The following is a 15,312-nucleotide window of genomic DNA, read 5'->3' as shown; positions in this document are numbered from 1 at the left end:
CCCCGCACGCCCCGCAACGGCCCCTCGCGAAGCGCTGAACGATGCAGCGCTTCCCACGCGGGGCTCCGGCCCCGCCGCGTTCTGCCACGGTAAGCGACCGAACACGCAGGAAGTCGGAAACCGCGCTGTCGACTTCCGTGCCGGTTTTCGGCCAGTACGGCCGATCGACCAGCGCCTCCCCAAAAGCGGTAAGTGTCGGCGATAACGGGCGCCGCTGCCAAGCCCGCGGCCCATCTTAGGGCCGACTCACGCCCGTGCCCGTCCTCCGCCTGCGGAAACCGACCGCCGCCTAGAGGGACAGGCGGCACCCGTTCGGGTAGGATCCGAACCGATTCGAGCTCACGAAGCAGACCAGCCCGGTCGCCGACCGCCGAGCCGCGGGCGACGCCGGGCCCAACCGACCGGCACGCCGCATCGCCGCCGGGTCATTGGAATCCGCGGCGCGAGTACAAACATTGACGAGGCGTGCCACCATCATTCATTGGAGCGGGTCTCATGGGACAACACTACGCCGTCGTCGGCAGCGGAATCGCCGGGCTGGCCGCCGCCTGGCTGTTGACCGGGCGCCACCGGGTCACGTTGATCGAGCACAACGACTACATCGGTGGCCATACGAACACCATCGAAATCGACGAGAACGGGCGTAGGATCCCGATCGACACCGGCTTCATCGTCTACAACGAGATCAACTACCCGCTGTTGACACGGCTGTTCCAGCGGCTGGGCATCCGGACCCGCGACACCGACATGTCGTTCGCCGCCTCGATCGGCCCCTGGGATCTCGAGTATGCCGGCAGCGACCTCAACAGCCTGTTCGCGCAGCGCCGCAACCTGTTCAGCCCGTCCTTCCTGCGCATGTGCCGCGACATCCTACGCTTCAATCAGCGTTGCAAGGCGCGGCTTGCCCAGAGCGCGTTCGGCGACGAAAGCCTCGGCGAGTTTCTCGACCAAGAGGGGCTCGGCAAGGCCTTCCGCGAGCATTACCTGCTGCCGATGGCCGCGGCCATCTGGTCCTGTCCGAAGGCGACGATGATGCAATTCCCGGCCGCGAGCCTGGCGCGCTTCTACGCCAATCACGGGCTTCTGAACCTGACCGAGCGGCCCCAGTGGAAGACCGTCGTCGGCGGCAGTCGCGAGTACGTCAAGCGCATGGTCGCGGATCTGGCGCCTGGGGAACGTATCGTCGGTGACGGTGCGCGTGCGGTGCGACGCGAGGAACGCGGCGTCCGCGTCGAACTGGCATCGGGTCGCGTCGAGACCTTCGACGGCGTCGTGCTCGCCTGTCACGGCGATCAGGCCCTGCGACTGCTCGAACAGCCGACCGATGCGGAACAGCGCCTGCTCGGCGCCTTCTCGTACCAGCCGAACCAGGTCTTCGTGCACACGGACGACTACCTGATGCCACGCTCGCGCCGGGTCTGGTCGTCGTGGAACCATCTCGCCCGCCATGCCGAGGACGGCCAGGCCGCGGTGTCGGTGACCTATTGGATGAACCGGCTTCAGGCACTCGACACCGACCAACCTTACTTCGTCAGTCTGAACCCGTTCGCCGGGCCCCGGCCGGACCGGATCCTGGCCAAGATGACCTACGAACACCCGGTCTTCGATCAGGGCGCGATGCGAGCCCAGGCGCGACTCGACGAGATCCAGGGGCAGGACCGGATCTGGTACTGCGGCAGCTACTTCGGCTATGGCTTCCATGAAGACGCGCTGCGCGCCGCGGTCTGGGTCGCCGACGACCTCGACGTCGACGTCGGCTGGTTGACGGACCCGGCCCCGCTGCGTCAACCTGGGCCCGCCGGGCAGAGACGACTGGTCGAAGCGACCCAGTGACATCTCCACACCGCCTCTATCTGACGCAGGTGATGCACCGGCGCCTGTTTCCGGTGCGTTACCGATTCGTCTACCGGGTCTTCAGCCTGCTGCTCGATCTCGACGCGCTCGATCGCACCGGCAGCCGTCTGCTGTCGATCGGCCGGTTCAATCTGCTGAGCTTCTATCCGCAGGACCACGGCCCGATGGACGGGTCACCGCTGCGGCCCTGGTTCGATCGGCTGTTGGCCGAACAGGGCATCGACCTGGAGGGTGGCACCGTCAAGCTCTTGTGCTTTCCGCGGGTGCTCGGCCTGGGCTTCAATCCGCTGACCCTGTGGTACGGCTTTCACCAGAGCGGCCGCTTGCGCGTGATCCTGGCCGAGGTCCACAACACCTTCGGCGAGCACCATTTCTATCTGCTTGGACGGCACGGCGTGCCCGAGGATCGACCTTTGGTCGACACCGCCGACAAGTGTTTCCATGTCTCGCCGTTGATCGGCATGCAGGCACGCTATCACTTTCGGCTCGCCGAGCCGGATGAGCGGCTGTCAGTACTGATCCGCGAATTCCAGGACGAGCGCCTGATGCTGGTCGCGAGCCAGACCGGGCGCGGCGAACCCGTGAGCGACCGCGCGCTGCTTAGGGCCATGCTACGGACGCCGCTGCTGACCGCGAAGGTGCTCGCCGGAATCCACTGGCAAGCCTTGAAGATCTGGCTGCGCGGCGCCCCCTTCCACCCCAAACCGGCCCCACCGAGTCATGAGGTAAGCTGATGATGGCCAAGGACAATACTGCCGACGTCGAGTGGCCGCCGGCTGGCGATTTCAGCTGGCATCCGACCAGACGGCTCTTGCGCCGACTCGCGCGCATTCGTCTGCTGCAGGGTCGCATCGACATCCGCGCTGACCGCCGGCTCTATTCGATGATCGGAGACCAGCCCGGCCCGACCGTCGAGGTCAGGTTGCACCGCCCGCTGCGGCTGATCGCAAGGACCCTGTTCGGCGGCGACATGGGCTTCGCCCGCGGTTACTTCGCTGGCGACTGGGACACCTCGGACCTCCAGGATCTGATGTATCTGTTTGCGGTCAACGAACCGGCGATCGCAAGTCTCGAAACGGGCTCTTGGCTGCACCGGCTCAGGGTCCGCCTCCACCACCAGCGCCACGCGAACACGCGCCGCGGCAGCCGGCACAACATCTCGTACCACTACGACCTCGGTAACGACTTTTATCGGCTCTGGCTCGATCCGACGATGACCTATTCGAGCGGCCTGTTCACGACCGGGACCGAGTCGCTGGAACAGGCGCAACGAAACAAGAACCAGCGGTTGCTCGACCTGCTCGAGGCCCGACCCGGGCAACGCATCCTCGAGATCGGCTGCGGGTGGGGCGGTTTCGCCGAACAGGCCGCCGCGGCCGGACTACAGGTGACCGGCATCACATTGTCCGAGGAACAGCTCGCCTGGGCGCGTGAGCGTGCCGAGCGCGCTGGGCTCGCCGAACAGGTCTCGTTACGGCTCCAGGACTACCGGGATCTCGATGGAACCTACGACCACATCGTGTCGATCGAGATGTTCGAGGCCGTCGGCGAGGCCTACTGGGATCAGTACATGCAGACACTGCGCCGTTGCCTGCGGCCCGGCGGACGCGCAGCGCTGCAGGTGATCACGATCGACGAACCAACCTTCGTCTATTACCGGGACCGCCCGGACTTCATCCAGCGCTACATCTTCCCCGGCGGCATGCTGCCAACCCCGGAGCGGTTCGCGCAGGCCGCCCGGCGCGCCGGTCTCGAGGTCACGGCGCAGAGCTTTCACGGCGCCGATTACGCCTGCACGCTCGCGACCTGGCACCAGACATTCGACGAACGGCTCGCCGAGATCCGCGCCCTGGGTTACGACGAGCCCTTCATCCGCCTGTGGCGCTATTACCTGGCCTATTGCGAGGCCGGGTTCCGCGATGGTCGAATCGATCTGATGCAAGTGCGTCTCGAACGGGCGGGTGTTTGATCGGGGCGGTGTGATCGATCCGCGAATCCACCTGCGCGTCGCGTGGTCGCGTCATATCGCGACCCGCTCCCTGTGAACGCGACGAGCAACCAGCTCCCCCAAGCAGACCCAAATGAAGAGGCCCCGCTCGGGTAATCCCGGCGGGGCCGCTGGCTGGGAGGGTCTTGGTGCTTGGTCAGGGTCGACGGCGCGTCGGACCCGCTTGATGCCGAACGCGGATCGGGACCGGCCGCAAGGCCCGGCGGCGATTCGTTTCACCGACCAGGTAGGCCACGGCCGTACCGGCGACAATCACGGCGAGGGCAAGGATCAAGAACGTCATGGCTGCCTCCAACTAGGCCGCTGGTTGAAAACACCGCTGGGCGCGGTCCTGTCTGACGATATAGGGCCAGGGCCTGATAAAACCACTCGTTGACGGTCTCGTCCGGTCTGCCTCATCGTCCGTTGGATTCGACCACGAAAAGGGCCTGATGTTTCCCGCCACGGGGCGCGCATGCCACGGCAGGGCGGGTGTCCCGAGTCGATGAAGGTTTGGGTGACTGCGGTCTGAAGCACGAGGCCGCACCCACTGGTCGCCCGCAGCGGCCGAGTCGCACCCGGATCGGCCAAGGCGCGGCCAATGCGCTGCTGGCGGGGCAAGCGCTCGAGAGTAACGGCCTGCCCCGCCTGTCCGTGCGGCCTGATTGCATCGGCCCGAATCACGGATCCCTCGTGCGCGACCCGTCTGGCGCCGCGCCGCGCGATGACGGATCCTTGTCCCTGCGGCGCGATTCGCGCCACAGCACCGGCGCCGCAAACCCCTCCCAACCCCAGCGCAGCCATTGCAGCAGCCGCCACGCGAGCCACAGCGCCCAGACCAGCATCAGCACCCGATAAATCCAGATCGGCGCCGAGATCAGCGTCGGCGTCGCGCTCTCGGCCAGGCCGCGGTCCAGGTACCAGTTCAAGACCCGCGCCGTCGAATCGTTGCCGGCGATCTGCATCGCCGGGTGACCGAGCAGCCCCTGTTGCACCGCGACCAACAGACCGACCAGGGCCGCGATCGTCAGACCGACCAATCCAATCTGGATCAGGTTGAACCGCCAAGGCGGGATGTCCGCTGCCACCTGACGCCGCCATGCCAACGCGAACAGCCAGAGCACGACCAGCAGCGCGACCCAGATCCCGGCCTGGCTCAGACCGACGCCGAGCAGGAACCAGTCGGCCGCCGTCAGCGGTGTCTGGCGCCAACGCGCCAGCACCAGGGCCAACAGCGCGAGCACCGGCAACAGCGCCCAGAACTGCACCGCCGGACCGAGCCCCGATCCGCTGACCCACAGCACCCAGCGGTCCGGGGCCGGCGTCACACGGGTCTCGGCGTTGACCCCGACCGCCCCCAGATTCACGACCGACGGCCGATACAGCCAGTCCAGCCCAATCGGCTCGCGCCATGCGATCTCGACCTGCTGCGTACCCGGCACCAACGGTAACTCCAAGACCCCATCCCGAAACAGCAGAACGCGCGGCTGTCGATCGATCAGGACCTCTGTCAACTCGGCCTGTTCAGGCAGGTGCAGCCGGTGCGAGCCACCCTGACTCGAGCGCAGCGTAAGCACCAGGCGCGCATCGGTCGCACGGCGACCCGGGTTCAGTTCGTACCGGCTCCGGTCCAGTGTCAGCGTCGGCCCGGGGGTCGCGACAGGTCGTGTGACCGACAAGATTAGATGTTCGCCGGGCCAGGGCCGCCACACCGGTGGCCAGCGATCGACACCCGCCGGGTTCTGCATCGGTGGAAAGCCGCTGGTCGTCAGATGCCAGAGCGGATCCGCCTCGATTCGCCAGGCCTCGACCAGATGCGGATCGGTCGTCGCTTCGAGCCTCAGGCGCTCGACCGGCTCGAGCGTCGCCACCCAGCCATCGCGAACACGTTCGGGTGGGAGGGACACCAGCAGGCCGTCGCCGTCGATCTCGCGCGCCGGGGTGATCACCGATTCCCCCGACCACAGGGGCACCCGCAGCGAGATCGAGGTGCCGGTCGGCGACAGACGCTCGACCTCGGTCGTGACCGTCCAATCGATGCCCAATCGCAGGGTGCGGGTCACCCTCAGCAACGGCGACAGGGCCTGCGGCGCGTCTTCGCGGCCTGTCGTTACCGCCGGCTCCTGCGACGCAGGCTCTGCGGAGCGCCGCAGCAAGCGCAGCTGCTCGCCCGGCCGCCCATCGCGATCGAGCCCCTCGATGCGCCAATCGGCGCCGACGGCAGCCGTCACCCGCTTCGGGCGCAGCGGCAACGGCAACTCGACTTGACCGCTCGCCGGCAATGGGCCCGTCAAACGCAGCCGGTGACGCCCGGGCGGAACCGGCACCAGCAAGGTACCGCCCGCCTCGCGGCGCAGGCCGTCGACGGGTGTGCCGTTCCGGTCGATCCTGGTCGGGTACCAGCCCTCGACATGACCCGGGATCGGCACGGCCGAGGCGGCCGCTGCATCGATGACCAGTTCCAGGTCGAGCCCGGTGGCGGAGACGCGCAGGTCCATGCGGGTCAAGGTCGCGCAGGAGGGCCAGCAACGGGGCGGCGCGAGCAACCTCTGACGCAGGTCGCCCAACAACTCGGGCGGCGGGAAGGCCCCGGTCGGCAGCGGCGGTGCCTCGCGATGCGCCATCGCGGACACCTCGATCGACGCCGACTCGGCCCGGACCTCGCTTGGGACGATCGTGACCAGGAGGCCAGCCAGCATGAGCAGGACCGCGGTCGACAACGTTGCCGCCGCCAGCCGGTCGCGACCGGATCCGGATCCGCCCGCTGGCGGGGCCCGGCGCATCCCCGAGGCGATCCGCAGCGCCAAGGCCAGGACCAACAGGACCTGCAGGATGGCGAGCGGCAGCGCGGCCACCGGCGGCCGCAACCAGAGGCGCGCCTCCTGGCCAGCCATCACCGGACCGTTGAACTGGAGGTCGAAGGCGCGCCATTGCCAGGCCGGCACACCGAAGCCGGTCTGCACGCGCGCGTCCGGATCGAGACGCGGCAAGATCTTCGGGGCCGCGCTCGGAACCGTCGCGAACACCGATCGCGCTCGGTCCGCCGCGGGCGAAGCCATGGCCCCGTCGCGGACCGCATCCTCGGCCAGTTGGTCACGCACCAGCGTCACCAGATCCGCCCGCCCATCGGGCCGATCCAGTTGCGGGAAGAGCCCATCGCGCATCTCGGTCACCAGGAAAGGCAGCGTGACCGCGGCGAACAGGAGCGCGACGACCAGCGCGTAGAAGCGCACCAGCGCGCGAAGCCGGGCCAGGGCCGGCCGGGTGGCCTCGTGCGGCAACACACGCAACAGGGCCACCGCCGCCAGCCCATGCAGCCACAGGGTCCGCGGTGCCTGCGGCTCGGTCCAGGTCAGAACCAGCGCCGCGAGCGCCAGCAGCCCCCAACCGACGCCCCAGAGACGGGCCACCGCGAGGGCCGCGATCAGCACCATGAAGAGATCGAGCAGCGACCAGCGCGCGACCCAGGAATCCGGCAGGTTGTCGACCCCTTCGGCCGCCAACAGATCCCAGCCCGGCGGCAAGTGCAGCCGCATGGCGACCGAGTCGAAGGTCAGGTCCCATCCCGACGCCGGGACACGCGCGGTCAGGCCGATCGAGATCGGGGCAAGGCGCCCGTCGGCGAGCAGCTCCAGCTGCCCCGCACGCACCTCGACGCCGCTCGGCGCCTCGGAACCGGCGGCGCCCGGCTGCCGGGTGATCAGCCGGGGCTCGCCATCGACCGTCACCTGCCCAAGCGCGAGCGGTGGCTCGGCATCGAGCCGCCAGCTGGTGCGCAGTTCACCGCTGATCCGGTCACGCAGACTGACGCCGCCGCCGGCGAAATCGAGCCACAGGTCGCGCGTCAACCGCAGGCGATCCTCGCCGACGGCACCGCGGCGCAGCGGCACCAGTTCCAACGTCATACCCGGCTGCATCCGATAGGCCGGCAACCGCTGCCAGTCCGGCGGCAGCCGCGTTTGGCGCGGGTCGATCGTGTCGGCGCCCTGGATCTCGACCTGACGCAGGCCCGGATCCGCGGCGAAGACCCAGACCTCGTGATCCGGCCAGGGTGCCGGCCGCCCATCGAGTGGCAACGCCGTCACCGGCCCCGGATGCTGGGTCTCGAGCGTCAGGGTCCAGCGGCCCGGCCGCGCCTGCACGACCAGCCGGCCGCGATCCTCGAGCCGCGCCGGCAGCGGGCTCTCGAGTCGCAGCGGCAGACCACCGGCGAGCGCGACGGGGCCGAGCTGGATCTCGCGCGCGGCACCCGCGACCTCGAGCTCGAGGCGGGTCGTCACACGCAACGGGATCTGATCATCGATCCGCCGCACCACATCGAGCGTCAAGCGGTCCGCGTCGATCGCCGGCCGCTCTGGGTCCACCACCACCTCGGCCGGCTCCGCCGCAAGCCACAGGCGCCCATCGGCATCGATCCGCGGCGTGGGGACCGCGATGCCATCAAGGTGCAGCGCGACCACGGCCGTGCTCGGTGACAAGGCCAGGCCCGGCGGCCGACGCGGCCAATCGAAGGCACCGGCCAGCTCATGGTCACCGGCGGCCAGCCAGAGCGCCGGTCGACCGTCCTGCTCGACGACCGGATGTAGCGTACCTTCGACTGTGACCGACTGCGGCCAGGCCGCCGCATCGCCGGGCAGCGTCACCCAGGCATCGGCCAGCAGGTGCCAGCGCTGGGCGAAACGACCGCCGTCGCGATCGATCTCGAGATGCAGTTGTCCCGGCCAGGCGCACAAGGCCTGACCGTCGTCGCGCCGCGGACACAGGCGCTCATCCGGCTCATCGAGGACCCACGGGATCCAAGGCTGCAACGCATCGGGCACCTCGGCCGGATCCAGCGAAGCCGGCCAGGCCTCGCGCCCGATCGCCAGGGCGACCAGCATGCCGAACAGGAGCAGAAACCACCGCGATGACATCCGCTTCATGATCTGAAGCATCAAGTCGGTCCCCCGTGATCGGGCGGCTGAAAGAGAAGAGCCTCGAGGCAGGCCAAGACTGCAGAATCGAGGCCATCTAGGACACAAGCAGAACCCAAGCACTGGCAATCCACCGGCGGCACCCGGCTCACGCACCCCGGCGTCGACTGCCCGCGCCCCAATGAACTCGGCTGGAACGGCAAGGAGCTGTAGTCCACCAACATCCCGCTAACCGGACTTGACGCGCTCCTCCGCTTGTCGAAATCCGACCTCGGCATGCACCCAGTCGTTCACCACAGAGGAGAAGGTGTCGGTGGGCATTCAAGCCTGCTCGCCCCCCTGTTTGCGCAGCTGGCCTGTCCACGGCTGTGCCGCCGGGGCATCACCGACAACTGGTGGTAGCTGTGAGCGACCCTCCCCGGTCGATGCCACCTTTACTGAAACTTTCCGTCGTTCGGACCGGCGCGCTCTGCTCATGCGCACAGCCAGTCAGGCCAAACCCGCCCAGATCAAGATATACCCGGCCCTCGATATCTGTTCGTGCGGCCGTCTGAGTTTCCGTCCAACGGTGGCACGGACCAGCAATCACGCCGATGCCAGGTCGCGGTTTGGGCATCACATGGACAGCTTCGGAAGCACCGAGACCTCTACCATACGATCCTGCGGTTCGATCTCCGAGCTTGGAGCCACCGTATCGCCATTGGATTCACGGGGGCCACGCCCTTCGACCCGGTGCCGGTCGCGCGAAATGCCATGCTCCGCCAGGTAATCGGAAACGGCCTGGGCTCGTTGCTGCGACAGCAATTGGTTGTAGAGAGGATCCCCCTGCCGATCCGTGTAACCAACAATCTTGATGAGGCTGGCATCGGAGCGCATCGCCGCGTCAATGACCGATGCGAGATCCGGCTCGAAGTCCGGCTCGATGCGGGCGCTGTTCCAGCCGAACAGGACCCGCACGATCTGGCCCTCGCCGATAGTGGCAGCGCCCTCATCATCCGGGCGAAGATCAGCGGCCGATTCGGCCACCGCATCCGGGGGCACAGAGAGTTGGGGCTCATCTTCGGCAGAAGCCCCCGACACCGCTGCCCCTTCGACCACCGACTCTTCGACCATCCAATCCGCACGATCCGACTCCAAAACGGCCGGTGATTCGGGCACCTGGTCCAAAAATCGGTCATCGACCGTGGTCCGCGACCCGCTTGTCTCGTGCGACTCGCTTGTCACTCGAGAATCCTCGTGGAGGATCGCCACGGGGTCAGCACCCCGGTCATTCGGTTCGCTTAACGCAAACGGCCCATCGGCATCGGCTACATCGACGACCGACATCAAGGGTGTATCATCGCTACCCGGCGAGCGTGGAGCACGATCCGGTGCCGACACGGCGCCCACGAGGAGACCCGGATCCACCGCCGGCGCAGGGTCCGTCGCCAGGGTCTCCGTCTCCTTCGCAATCGGCGGTGAGCCGACTGCCTCTGCGACCCACTGTCTGGCGGCCGAAGGAGAGGGCGCCGGCTCCAGGGGCAAACGCTCCGCTTCCAGCAGATCCGATTCACCGATGAGCCGCGGGGCGCCCAGCTCCCATCCCTCAGCCCCCTCGCCCGTCAGGTTCCGCGCTCCCGTTTCAGCCCTGTTCCGGACATCCACCCACACAGCGGGATCCAAGAGCGCGCCAAGACCTACGGTAGTCAGCACAACGAGCCCGAGCGTAGCCCACGCCCAGTAGTGCGGGTTCTTCTTCGCGCGCGGCGGGTCGTTGCCAGCCTCGGCGACGTGCTCAGCCGCTACGATCCCTGACGATCCGAGCTCCTTCTCGGCTGGCGCCGCCGCCTGAGACCTCATGAAATCCTCGACCTGTTGCGGTACAGGTGTATCGGCCCGCTCGGCGAACGCCGGTGATTCGGACACACCTGCGCATGATGCGGTGGAAATCGGCTCGGCCCACGCGAGACCTTGATCGATCTGGCTCCAATCGATACTGCCCTCGGGGTGCTCCTCAGTGGCCGCGGGCGGGCGATTAGAGGCCGTCGCAGCCTCCGGCGGCCCCAACCCCTCCTCTGCCAGTTCTGCAAGGACCACCTCCACGTCGGCGGCGGTCACCAGCCGCCGCTCCTCGCCGAAGGCGTGCAGCAGGAGCCGGCCGCAGACAAGGTTGATCCGTCGCGGCACACCTTGGCTGAACTCGTAGACGGACCGCAGCACACCGGGATCGAACGAGGGTTCACCGCGCCAGCCGGCACGTTCCAAACGAAAACGCACGTACTCAACAGTCTCTGACGGATCGAGCGGCGCCAGATGCCAGGCCGCGACGATACGCTGATGCACCTGCTCCATCCCCGGCCGTCGGACGAGGTCGCGCAGGGACTCCTGGCCCAGGAGAACGACCGGCACCAGCGGCTCGCCGCGATGCTGAAGGTTGGTCAGCAATCGCAGCTCCTCCAACGCGGCGACCGACAGATCCTGCGCCTCATCGATAACCAGCAAAACCCGCCGCCCCTGCTGCCTATGCCGCACCAGGAAGTCGATCAGTCGCTGCAAGATGTCCGCCTTATGTGGGGATTGCACATCCAAATCAGACATGAAGGCCGTCATACGCAGCAAATCTTCCGCATCCAACTGCGAACTGACCACCAGCACGACCTTCACGTTGCTTCCGGCGGTCTTGTCGATCAGATCCATCGCCAAGGTTGTCTTCCCGGTGCCAGGCCGACCGGTAATCATCACGAAACCTTCGCCGCGATGCAGCGCATAGTCGATGTAGACCCGAGCCTTCGCGTAGTGTCGGTGTCCAAAACAACACTTTGGATCCGGCGTCAGCCGAAAGGGGTCGCGGGTCAGTCCGAAAAAGCGTTCATACATGGAGTTTCTCAAGTCCTTAGGGCCAGTCAGCCAAAGCACGTTGAGTAGCGGACGAAGAATCATGGCGGTCGCGCAGCCGGCCCTCACCGCAGACCAAGCGACGGACGAGGGACCTTGCCGGCCCTCCTCCACCGCACGCTCCAAAGCTCGCGCAGCCAACGCGGACTTGTCGCCCTGCCCAGATACTGTCGTGCGGCAAAGCCTCAGCGTACCATTATTCGGCGCGGCGTTCAGTGCGAGCTTGATGATCACACGCCGCGCCTCGCGCACATCTTCGTTACGCGGCAACACCGTCGCTAAGGTGTCCATGACCTCCGCGGAACTCAAGGCGGCGATGCAGGCCCGAAGGGGCATCATTCGGCATCGCCATCAACAACTGCTACGTCGCGCGATCGGACCTAGTCACGCAGATCGGGCAAATCCCCTCGCCGAGTCTCCTCGGGCCGCAACCCATTTGGCCTCAAGCAGCATGACACACGGATGAGTGCCGCCGTGGATCGCAATGACCTGATGAATTCACAACCCTGCCGCAGCGAAGGATCCCGGCGAGACCGGGATGCGCATCAACGTCTCAGGGCTCGCATCGATTCGGGATCGAGCCATAGGGCTTGAAGCAGGGCCAGACGCGATCAATCGAGTTCACCGAGGCGCTCAGCGGCCGTCGCCGAAAGGGATCTCGCCGCAGAGCCGACGAGGATGCGTTCGCGGGGTGTCGTGCCGATACCGTGCGAGCGCTTCGGCACCCATCGATCCCACCGGCACGTATGGCCCCCACAACACGTCACGCCAAGACCTGGGGTTTCTCCGCACCGACTGCGCCGCCGGGCACGACCTCTGACGTGCGGGCGGCGCGACGGCGCCGGGCGCGTTGGTCGAACAGATTCTTCAGCGCGATCATGAAACCGAGGAACAGGAAGGCCCCCGGCGGCAGGATCGCGATCAGCGCGCCCTGGAAATCCGGGCCCAGACTCAGGTCGAAATCCTTCGCGAGCTCCCCGAACATCAAGTCGGCCTGGTAGAAAAGCGTCCCCTGCCCGGCCAACTCGCGGATCCCGCCGAGCAGCGTCAACACCAGCAGGAAGCCGAGCCCCATCGCGACGCCATCGAGCACCGCGCGGTCCAGGTGGTTCTTCGAGGCGAAGGCCTCGGCCCGGCCGATGATCAGGCAATTGGTCACGATCAGCGGGATGAAGAGTCCGAGGACATGATACAGCTCGAAGAAGTAGGCCTTCATCGTCAACTCGACGATCGTGACGAACGAGGCGATGACTAGCACGAACACCGGCAGACGCACTTCGGGCCGCACCAGGTTGCGGATCAGCGAGACGGTGGCGTTCGACAGGATCAGCACGGCCATCGTGGCCAGCCCCATGCCCAGGCCATTGGTCGCGGTCGTGGTGACGGCCAGCAGTGGGCAGAGCCCGAGGAGCGCGACGAGGGCCTGGTTGTTGCCCCAGAGCCCATCGCGGAACAGGTTGCGGTAGCGATCACGCGTCGGCATCAGTCGGTCTCCGGGCCGGTCGCGGAGATCGGCGTCTCGGGCTCAGGTTGATCGGATGAGATCGGCGCGGAGACCGGCGTCTCAAGGGCCGGTTCGGCGGGTGGGATCGGGTCGCTGGCGATCGGTTCTTGGCTCGCGATGGTCGGCGGCTGCGCCGGCGGTTCGGCGGCATCGTCACGCAGCGCAGAGGCTTGCCCCTGCTGAACCGGGCCTCCCGCGCCTTCACTTTCGCGGTCCGTGTCGATCGGTTCGGCGGTCGGGTGCCCGGGTGGATCGGTGGCGGGCTCCTGCGTCGGGGAGGCCGGCTCCTTCTGGGCCGGGCCTTCCGCGGGTTCGCGCTCGGCCTCGAATGGCTCGGGGATCGGGTACGGGGCCGGCTCGGCAGCGGCGTCGCGCGGCGCCGAGGCCGGCTCGTCCAGGATCTCGTGTTCGAGTCCGCCGTCTTCGTCGGCGCTCGAGGCGGGAATCGCGGGCTGGGGCGACCCGGCCGCCTCGTCAGACATCGACTCGCCCGAGGCGTCCTTGGGTGGCGCCGGGGGTTCGTCATCGGAGATCATCGCGAACAGGTGTTCGGCTTCGGCGTCGACATAGTCGAGGGTCTTCTTGACCGCTCGGACGATCGAGCGGGGCGTGATGGTCGCCCCGGTGAACTGATCGAAGATTCCGCCATCGCGCTTGACGGCCCAGAGTTCCGGCGCCGGGTCGCCCAGCGACCGACCGGCGAAGTCGTGAACCCAGTCGGACTTGCGTTCCTCGATCTTGTCACCGAGTCCCGGCGTCTCGTGGTGCGAGACGACCCGCACACCGCCAAGACGGCCATCGGCGAGCACCGAGACCAGGAGCCGGATCGGGCCGGCGTAGCCATCCGGAACCTTCGGATCCAGGATCACCGCAACGGGTTCACCGGCGCTAACGACCCGATAGACGCGGGTTGTGGCCCCTCCTAGCAGTTCCGGGGCGCTGACCTCGATGACATCGCTCAAGGGGTCGTTTTCGATCGGCACTGCCGGGATGATCGCGCGCAGCTTGCTGAGCAAGGCCTCGCGCTCGTTCACGGCGATCCGATCGACCGTCATCGCCTGGGTGATCGCGACCAGGCCGACGCCGACGATCGCGAAGGCCCAGAGGATGAAGCCCGCAATGAAGATCCGCGATCGTTTCATCCGCGACCCCTCTCATGGCCAAAGGCCCTTGGCTGCGTGAAATGCTCGATCATCGGCGCGCCGATGTTCATCAGCAGCACGGCGAAGGCGACGGCGTCCGGATAACCGCCCCAGGTGCGGATCACGAACACCAGCACCCCGATGCAGGCGCCGAAGATCAACTGGCCGCGCTTGGTCGTGCAGGCGGTGACTGGATCCGTCGCGATGAAGAAGGCCCCGACGATCGCGGCCCCGCTCAGCAGATGAAACAGCGGCGATGGGTGCGTCTGCGGGTCGATCAGCCAGAAAAGCCCCGCCATCAGGGCCAGCGCACCGAGCATGGATACGGGAATGTGCCAGGTGATGACGCGCCGCCACAGCAGGAACAGGCCGCCGAGCAGGAAGGCGACGGCGACCCACTCCCAGCCGAGGCCGCCGTACTCGCCCCACAGCGGACTGCGCTGGATCTGGTCGATGGTCTGGCCCTCGCCGAGGGCCGCGCGCATCGTGTCGAGCGGCGTCGCCATCGTCACCGCATCCCAGGCGAGCCCCGGCGGCGGCAGACCGAGGAAGATCATCCGGGCCGAATCGATGAAGGTCAGATGGTGCTCGACCGCGACCAGCGGCGGCAGCCAGGAGGTCACGGCCACCGGGTACGAGATCAGCAGAAAGACATAACCGGCCATCGCCGGATTGAACGGGTTGTACCCGAGACCGCCATAGAGCTGCTTGACGATGACGATCGCAAACAAGACGCCGAGCACCGTCAACCACCAGGGCAGCGACGGCGGCAGTGCGAGCGCGAGCAGGATCGCGGTCACGACGGCGCTCAGGTCGCGGACCGCCGGCCAGGCGGGCCGGCCGCGCAGCTTCATGACCAAGGCCTCGGCCGCAACGGCCACGACGATCGCCAACGCGATGTTGATCAAAAGGCCCCAACCGAAGAACCAGATCATGACCGCGATACCCGGAATCAGGGCCGCGATGACCTGAAGCATGATCCAGTCGACGCGATTGACGCGCGCGCCGTGGGGCGACGAGATGATGGTTCCTGGCATC

The 15,312-nt window shown here is 67.2% G+C and carries 9 protein-coding genes; 3 read left to right on the top strand and 6 right to left on the bottom strand.

Going from position 1 to position 15,312, the window contains the following annotated elements:
• Positions 1–495: 495 nt before the first annotated feature.
• The 3 genes from ABC977_RS09655 to ABC977_RS09645 are packed head-to-tail and all read left to right on the top strand — an operon-like array spanning position 496 to position 3,823.
• Positions 496–1,833 (top strand): NAD(P)/FAD-dependent oxidoreductase, encoded by a 1,338-nt coding sequence (locus ABC977_RS09655; protein WP_369667046.1) that lies wholly within the window; start codon positions 496–498, stop codon positions 1,831–1,833.
• Positions 1,830–2,588 (top strand): DUF1365 domain-containing protein, encoded by a 759-nt coding sequence (locus ABC977_RS09650; protein ID WP_369667045.1) that lies wholly within the window; start codon positions 1,830–1,832, stop codon positions 2,586–2,588. Before ABC977_RS09655 ends, ABC977_RS09650 begins: the two co-directional genes overlap by 4 nt.
• Positions 2,589–2,590: 2 nt before the next feature.
• Positions 2,591–3,823 carry a class I SAM-dependent methyltransferase gene (locus tag ABC977_RS09645; protein WP_439849181.1) on the top strand — a complete coding sequence of 411 codons (1,233 nt, stop codon included), beginning with the start codon at positions 2,591–2,593 and terminating at the stop codon, positions 3,821–3,823.
• A 175-nt stretch (positions 3,824–3,998) separates the two neighbouring features.
• Here the strand turns inward: ABC977_RS09645 and ABC977_RS09640 are convergent, their stop codons facing one another.
• From ABC977_RS09640 to rsxD, 6 genes are all read right to left on the bottom strand, one after another.
• A complete protein-coding gene (locus tag ABC977_RS09640) occupies positions 3,999–4,145 on the bottom strand; it encodes a hypothetical protein (RefSeq protein WP_369667043.1) in 147 nt (48 codons plus the stop codon).
• Between the two features lie 376 nt (positions 4,146–4,521).
• Entirely contained in the window at positions 4,522–8,775 is a 4,254-nt protein-coding gene (locus ABC977_RS09635) for a hypothetical protein (RefSeq protein ID WP_369667042.1), read from the bottom strand.
• 594 nt (positions 8,776–9,369) lie between these two features.
• A complete protein-coding gene (locus ABC977_RS09630; RefSeq protein ID WP_369667041.1) occupies positions 9,370–11,919 on the bottom strand; it encodes an AAA family ATPase in 2,550 nt (849 codons plus the stop codon).
• Positions 11,920–12,391: 472 nt separating this feature from the next.
• A complete protein-coding gene (locus ABC977_RS09625) occupies positions 12,392–13,111 on the bottom strand; it encodes an electron transport complex subunit E (RefSeq protein WP_369667040.1) in 720 nt (239 codons plus the stop codon).
• On the bottom strand, positions 13,111–14,274 hold the full coding sequence (gene rsxG, locus ABC977_RS09620; protein WP_369667039.1) for an electron transport complex subunit RsxG: 1,164 nt from the start codon (positions 14,272–14,274) through the stop codon (positions 13,111–13,113). The genes ABC977_RS09625 and rsxG overlap by 1 nt, the downstream gene beginning before the upstream one ends.
• The gene (gene rsxD / locus ABC977_RS09615; protein WP_369667038.1) at positions 14,271–15,311 is read right to left on the bottom strand and encodes an electron transport complex subunit RsxD; all 1,041 of its coding nucleotides are present in this window, start codon (positions 15,309–15,311) and stop codon (positions 14,271–14,273) included. Before rsxD ends, rsxG begins: the two co-directional genes overlap by 4 nt.
• Between the last annotated feature and the right edge of the window lies 1 nt (position 15,312).

The sequence above is a fragment of the Thioalkalicoccus limnaeus genome (assembly GCF_041197575.1).
In the GTDB taxonomy this organism is placed as follows: Bacteria; Pseudomonadota; Gammaproteobacteria; order Chromatiales; family Chromatiaceae; genus Thioalkalicoccus; species Thioalkalicoccus limnaeus.
The sequence above is the reverse complement of the archived record's forward strand: the minus strand, read 5'-3'. Positions and strand labels throughout refer to the sequence as shown.

Bases quoted from the DNA above. Each gene is read 5' to 3' on its own strand.
- ABC977_RS09655 (WP_369667046.1), top strand. From the start codon at position 496: ATGGGACAACACTACGCCGTCGTCGGCAGCGGAATCGCCGGGCTGGCC.
- ABC977_RS09645 (WP_439849181.1), top strand. From the start codon at position 2,591: ATGGCCAAGGACAATACTGCCGACGTCGAGTGGCCGCCGGCTGGCGAT.
- ABC977_RS09640 (WP_369667043.1), bottom strand. From the start codon at position 4,145: ATGACGTTCTTGATCCTTGCCCTCGCCGTGATTGTCGCCGGTACGGCC.
- ABC977_RS09635 (WP_369667042.1), bottom strand. From the start codon at position 8,775: ATGCTTCAGATCATGAAGCGGATGTCATCGCGGTGGTTTCTGCTCCTG.
- ABC977_RS09630 (WP_369667041.1), bottom strand. From the start codon at position 11,919: ATGGACACCTTAGCGACGGTGTTGCCGCGTAACGAAGATGTGCGCGAG.
- ABC977_RS09625 (WP_369667040.1), bottom strand. From the start codon at position 13,111: ATGCCGACGCGTGATCGCTACCGCAACCTGTTCCGCGATGGGCTCTGG.
- rsxG (WP_369667039.1), bottom strand. From the start codon at position 14,274: ATGAAACGATCGCGGATCTTCATTGCGGGCTTCATCCTCTGGGCCTTC.
- rsxD (WP_369667038.1), bottom strand. From the start codon at position 15,311: ATGCCAGGAACCATCATCTCGTCGCCCCACGGCGCGCGCGTCAATCGC.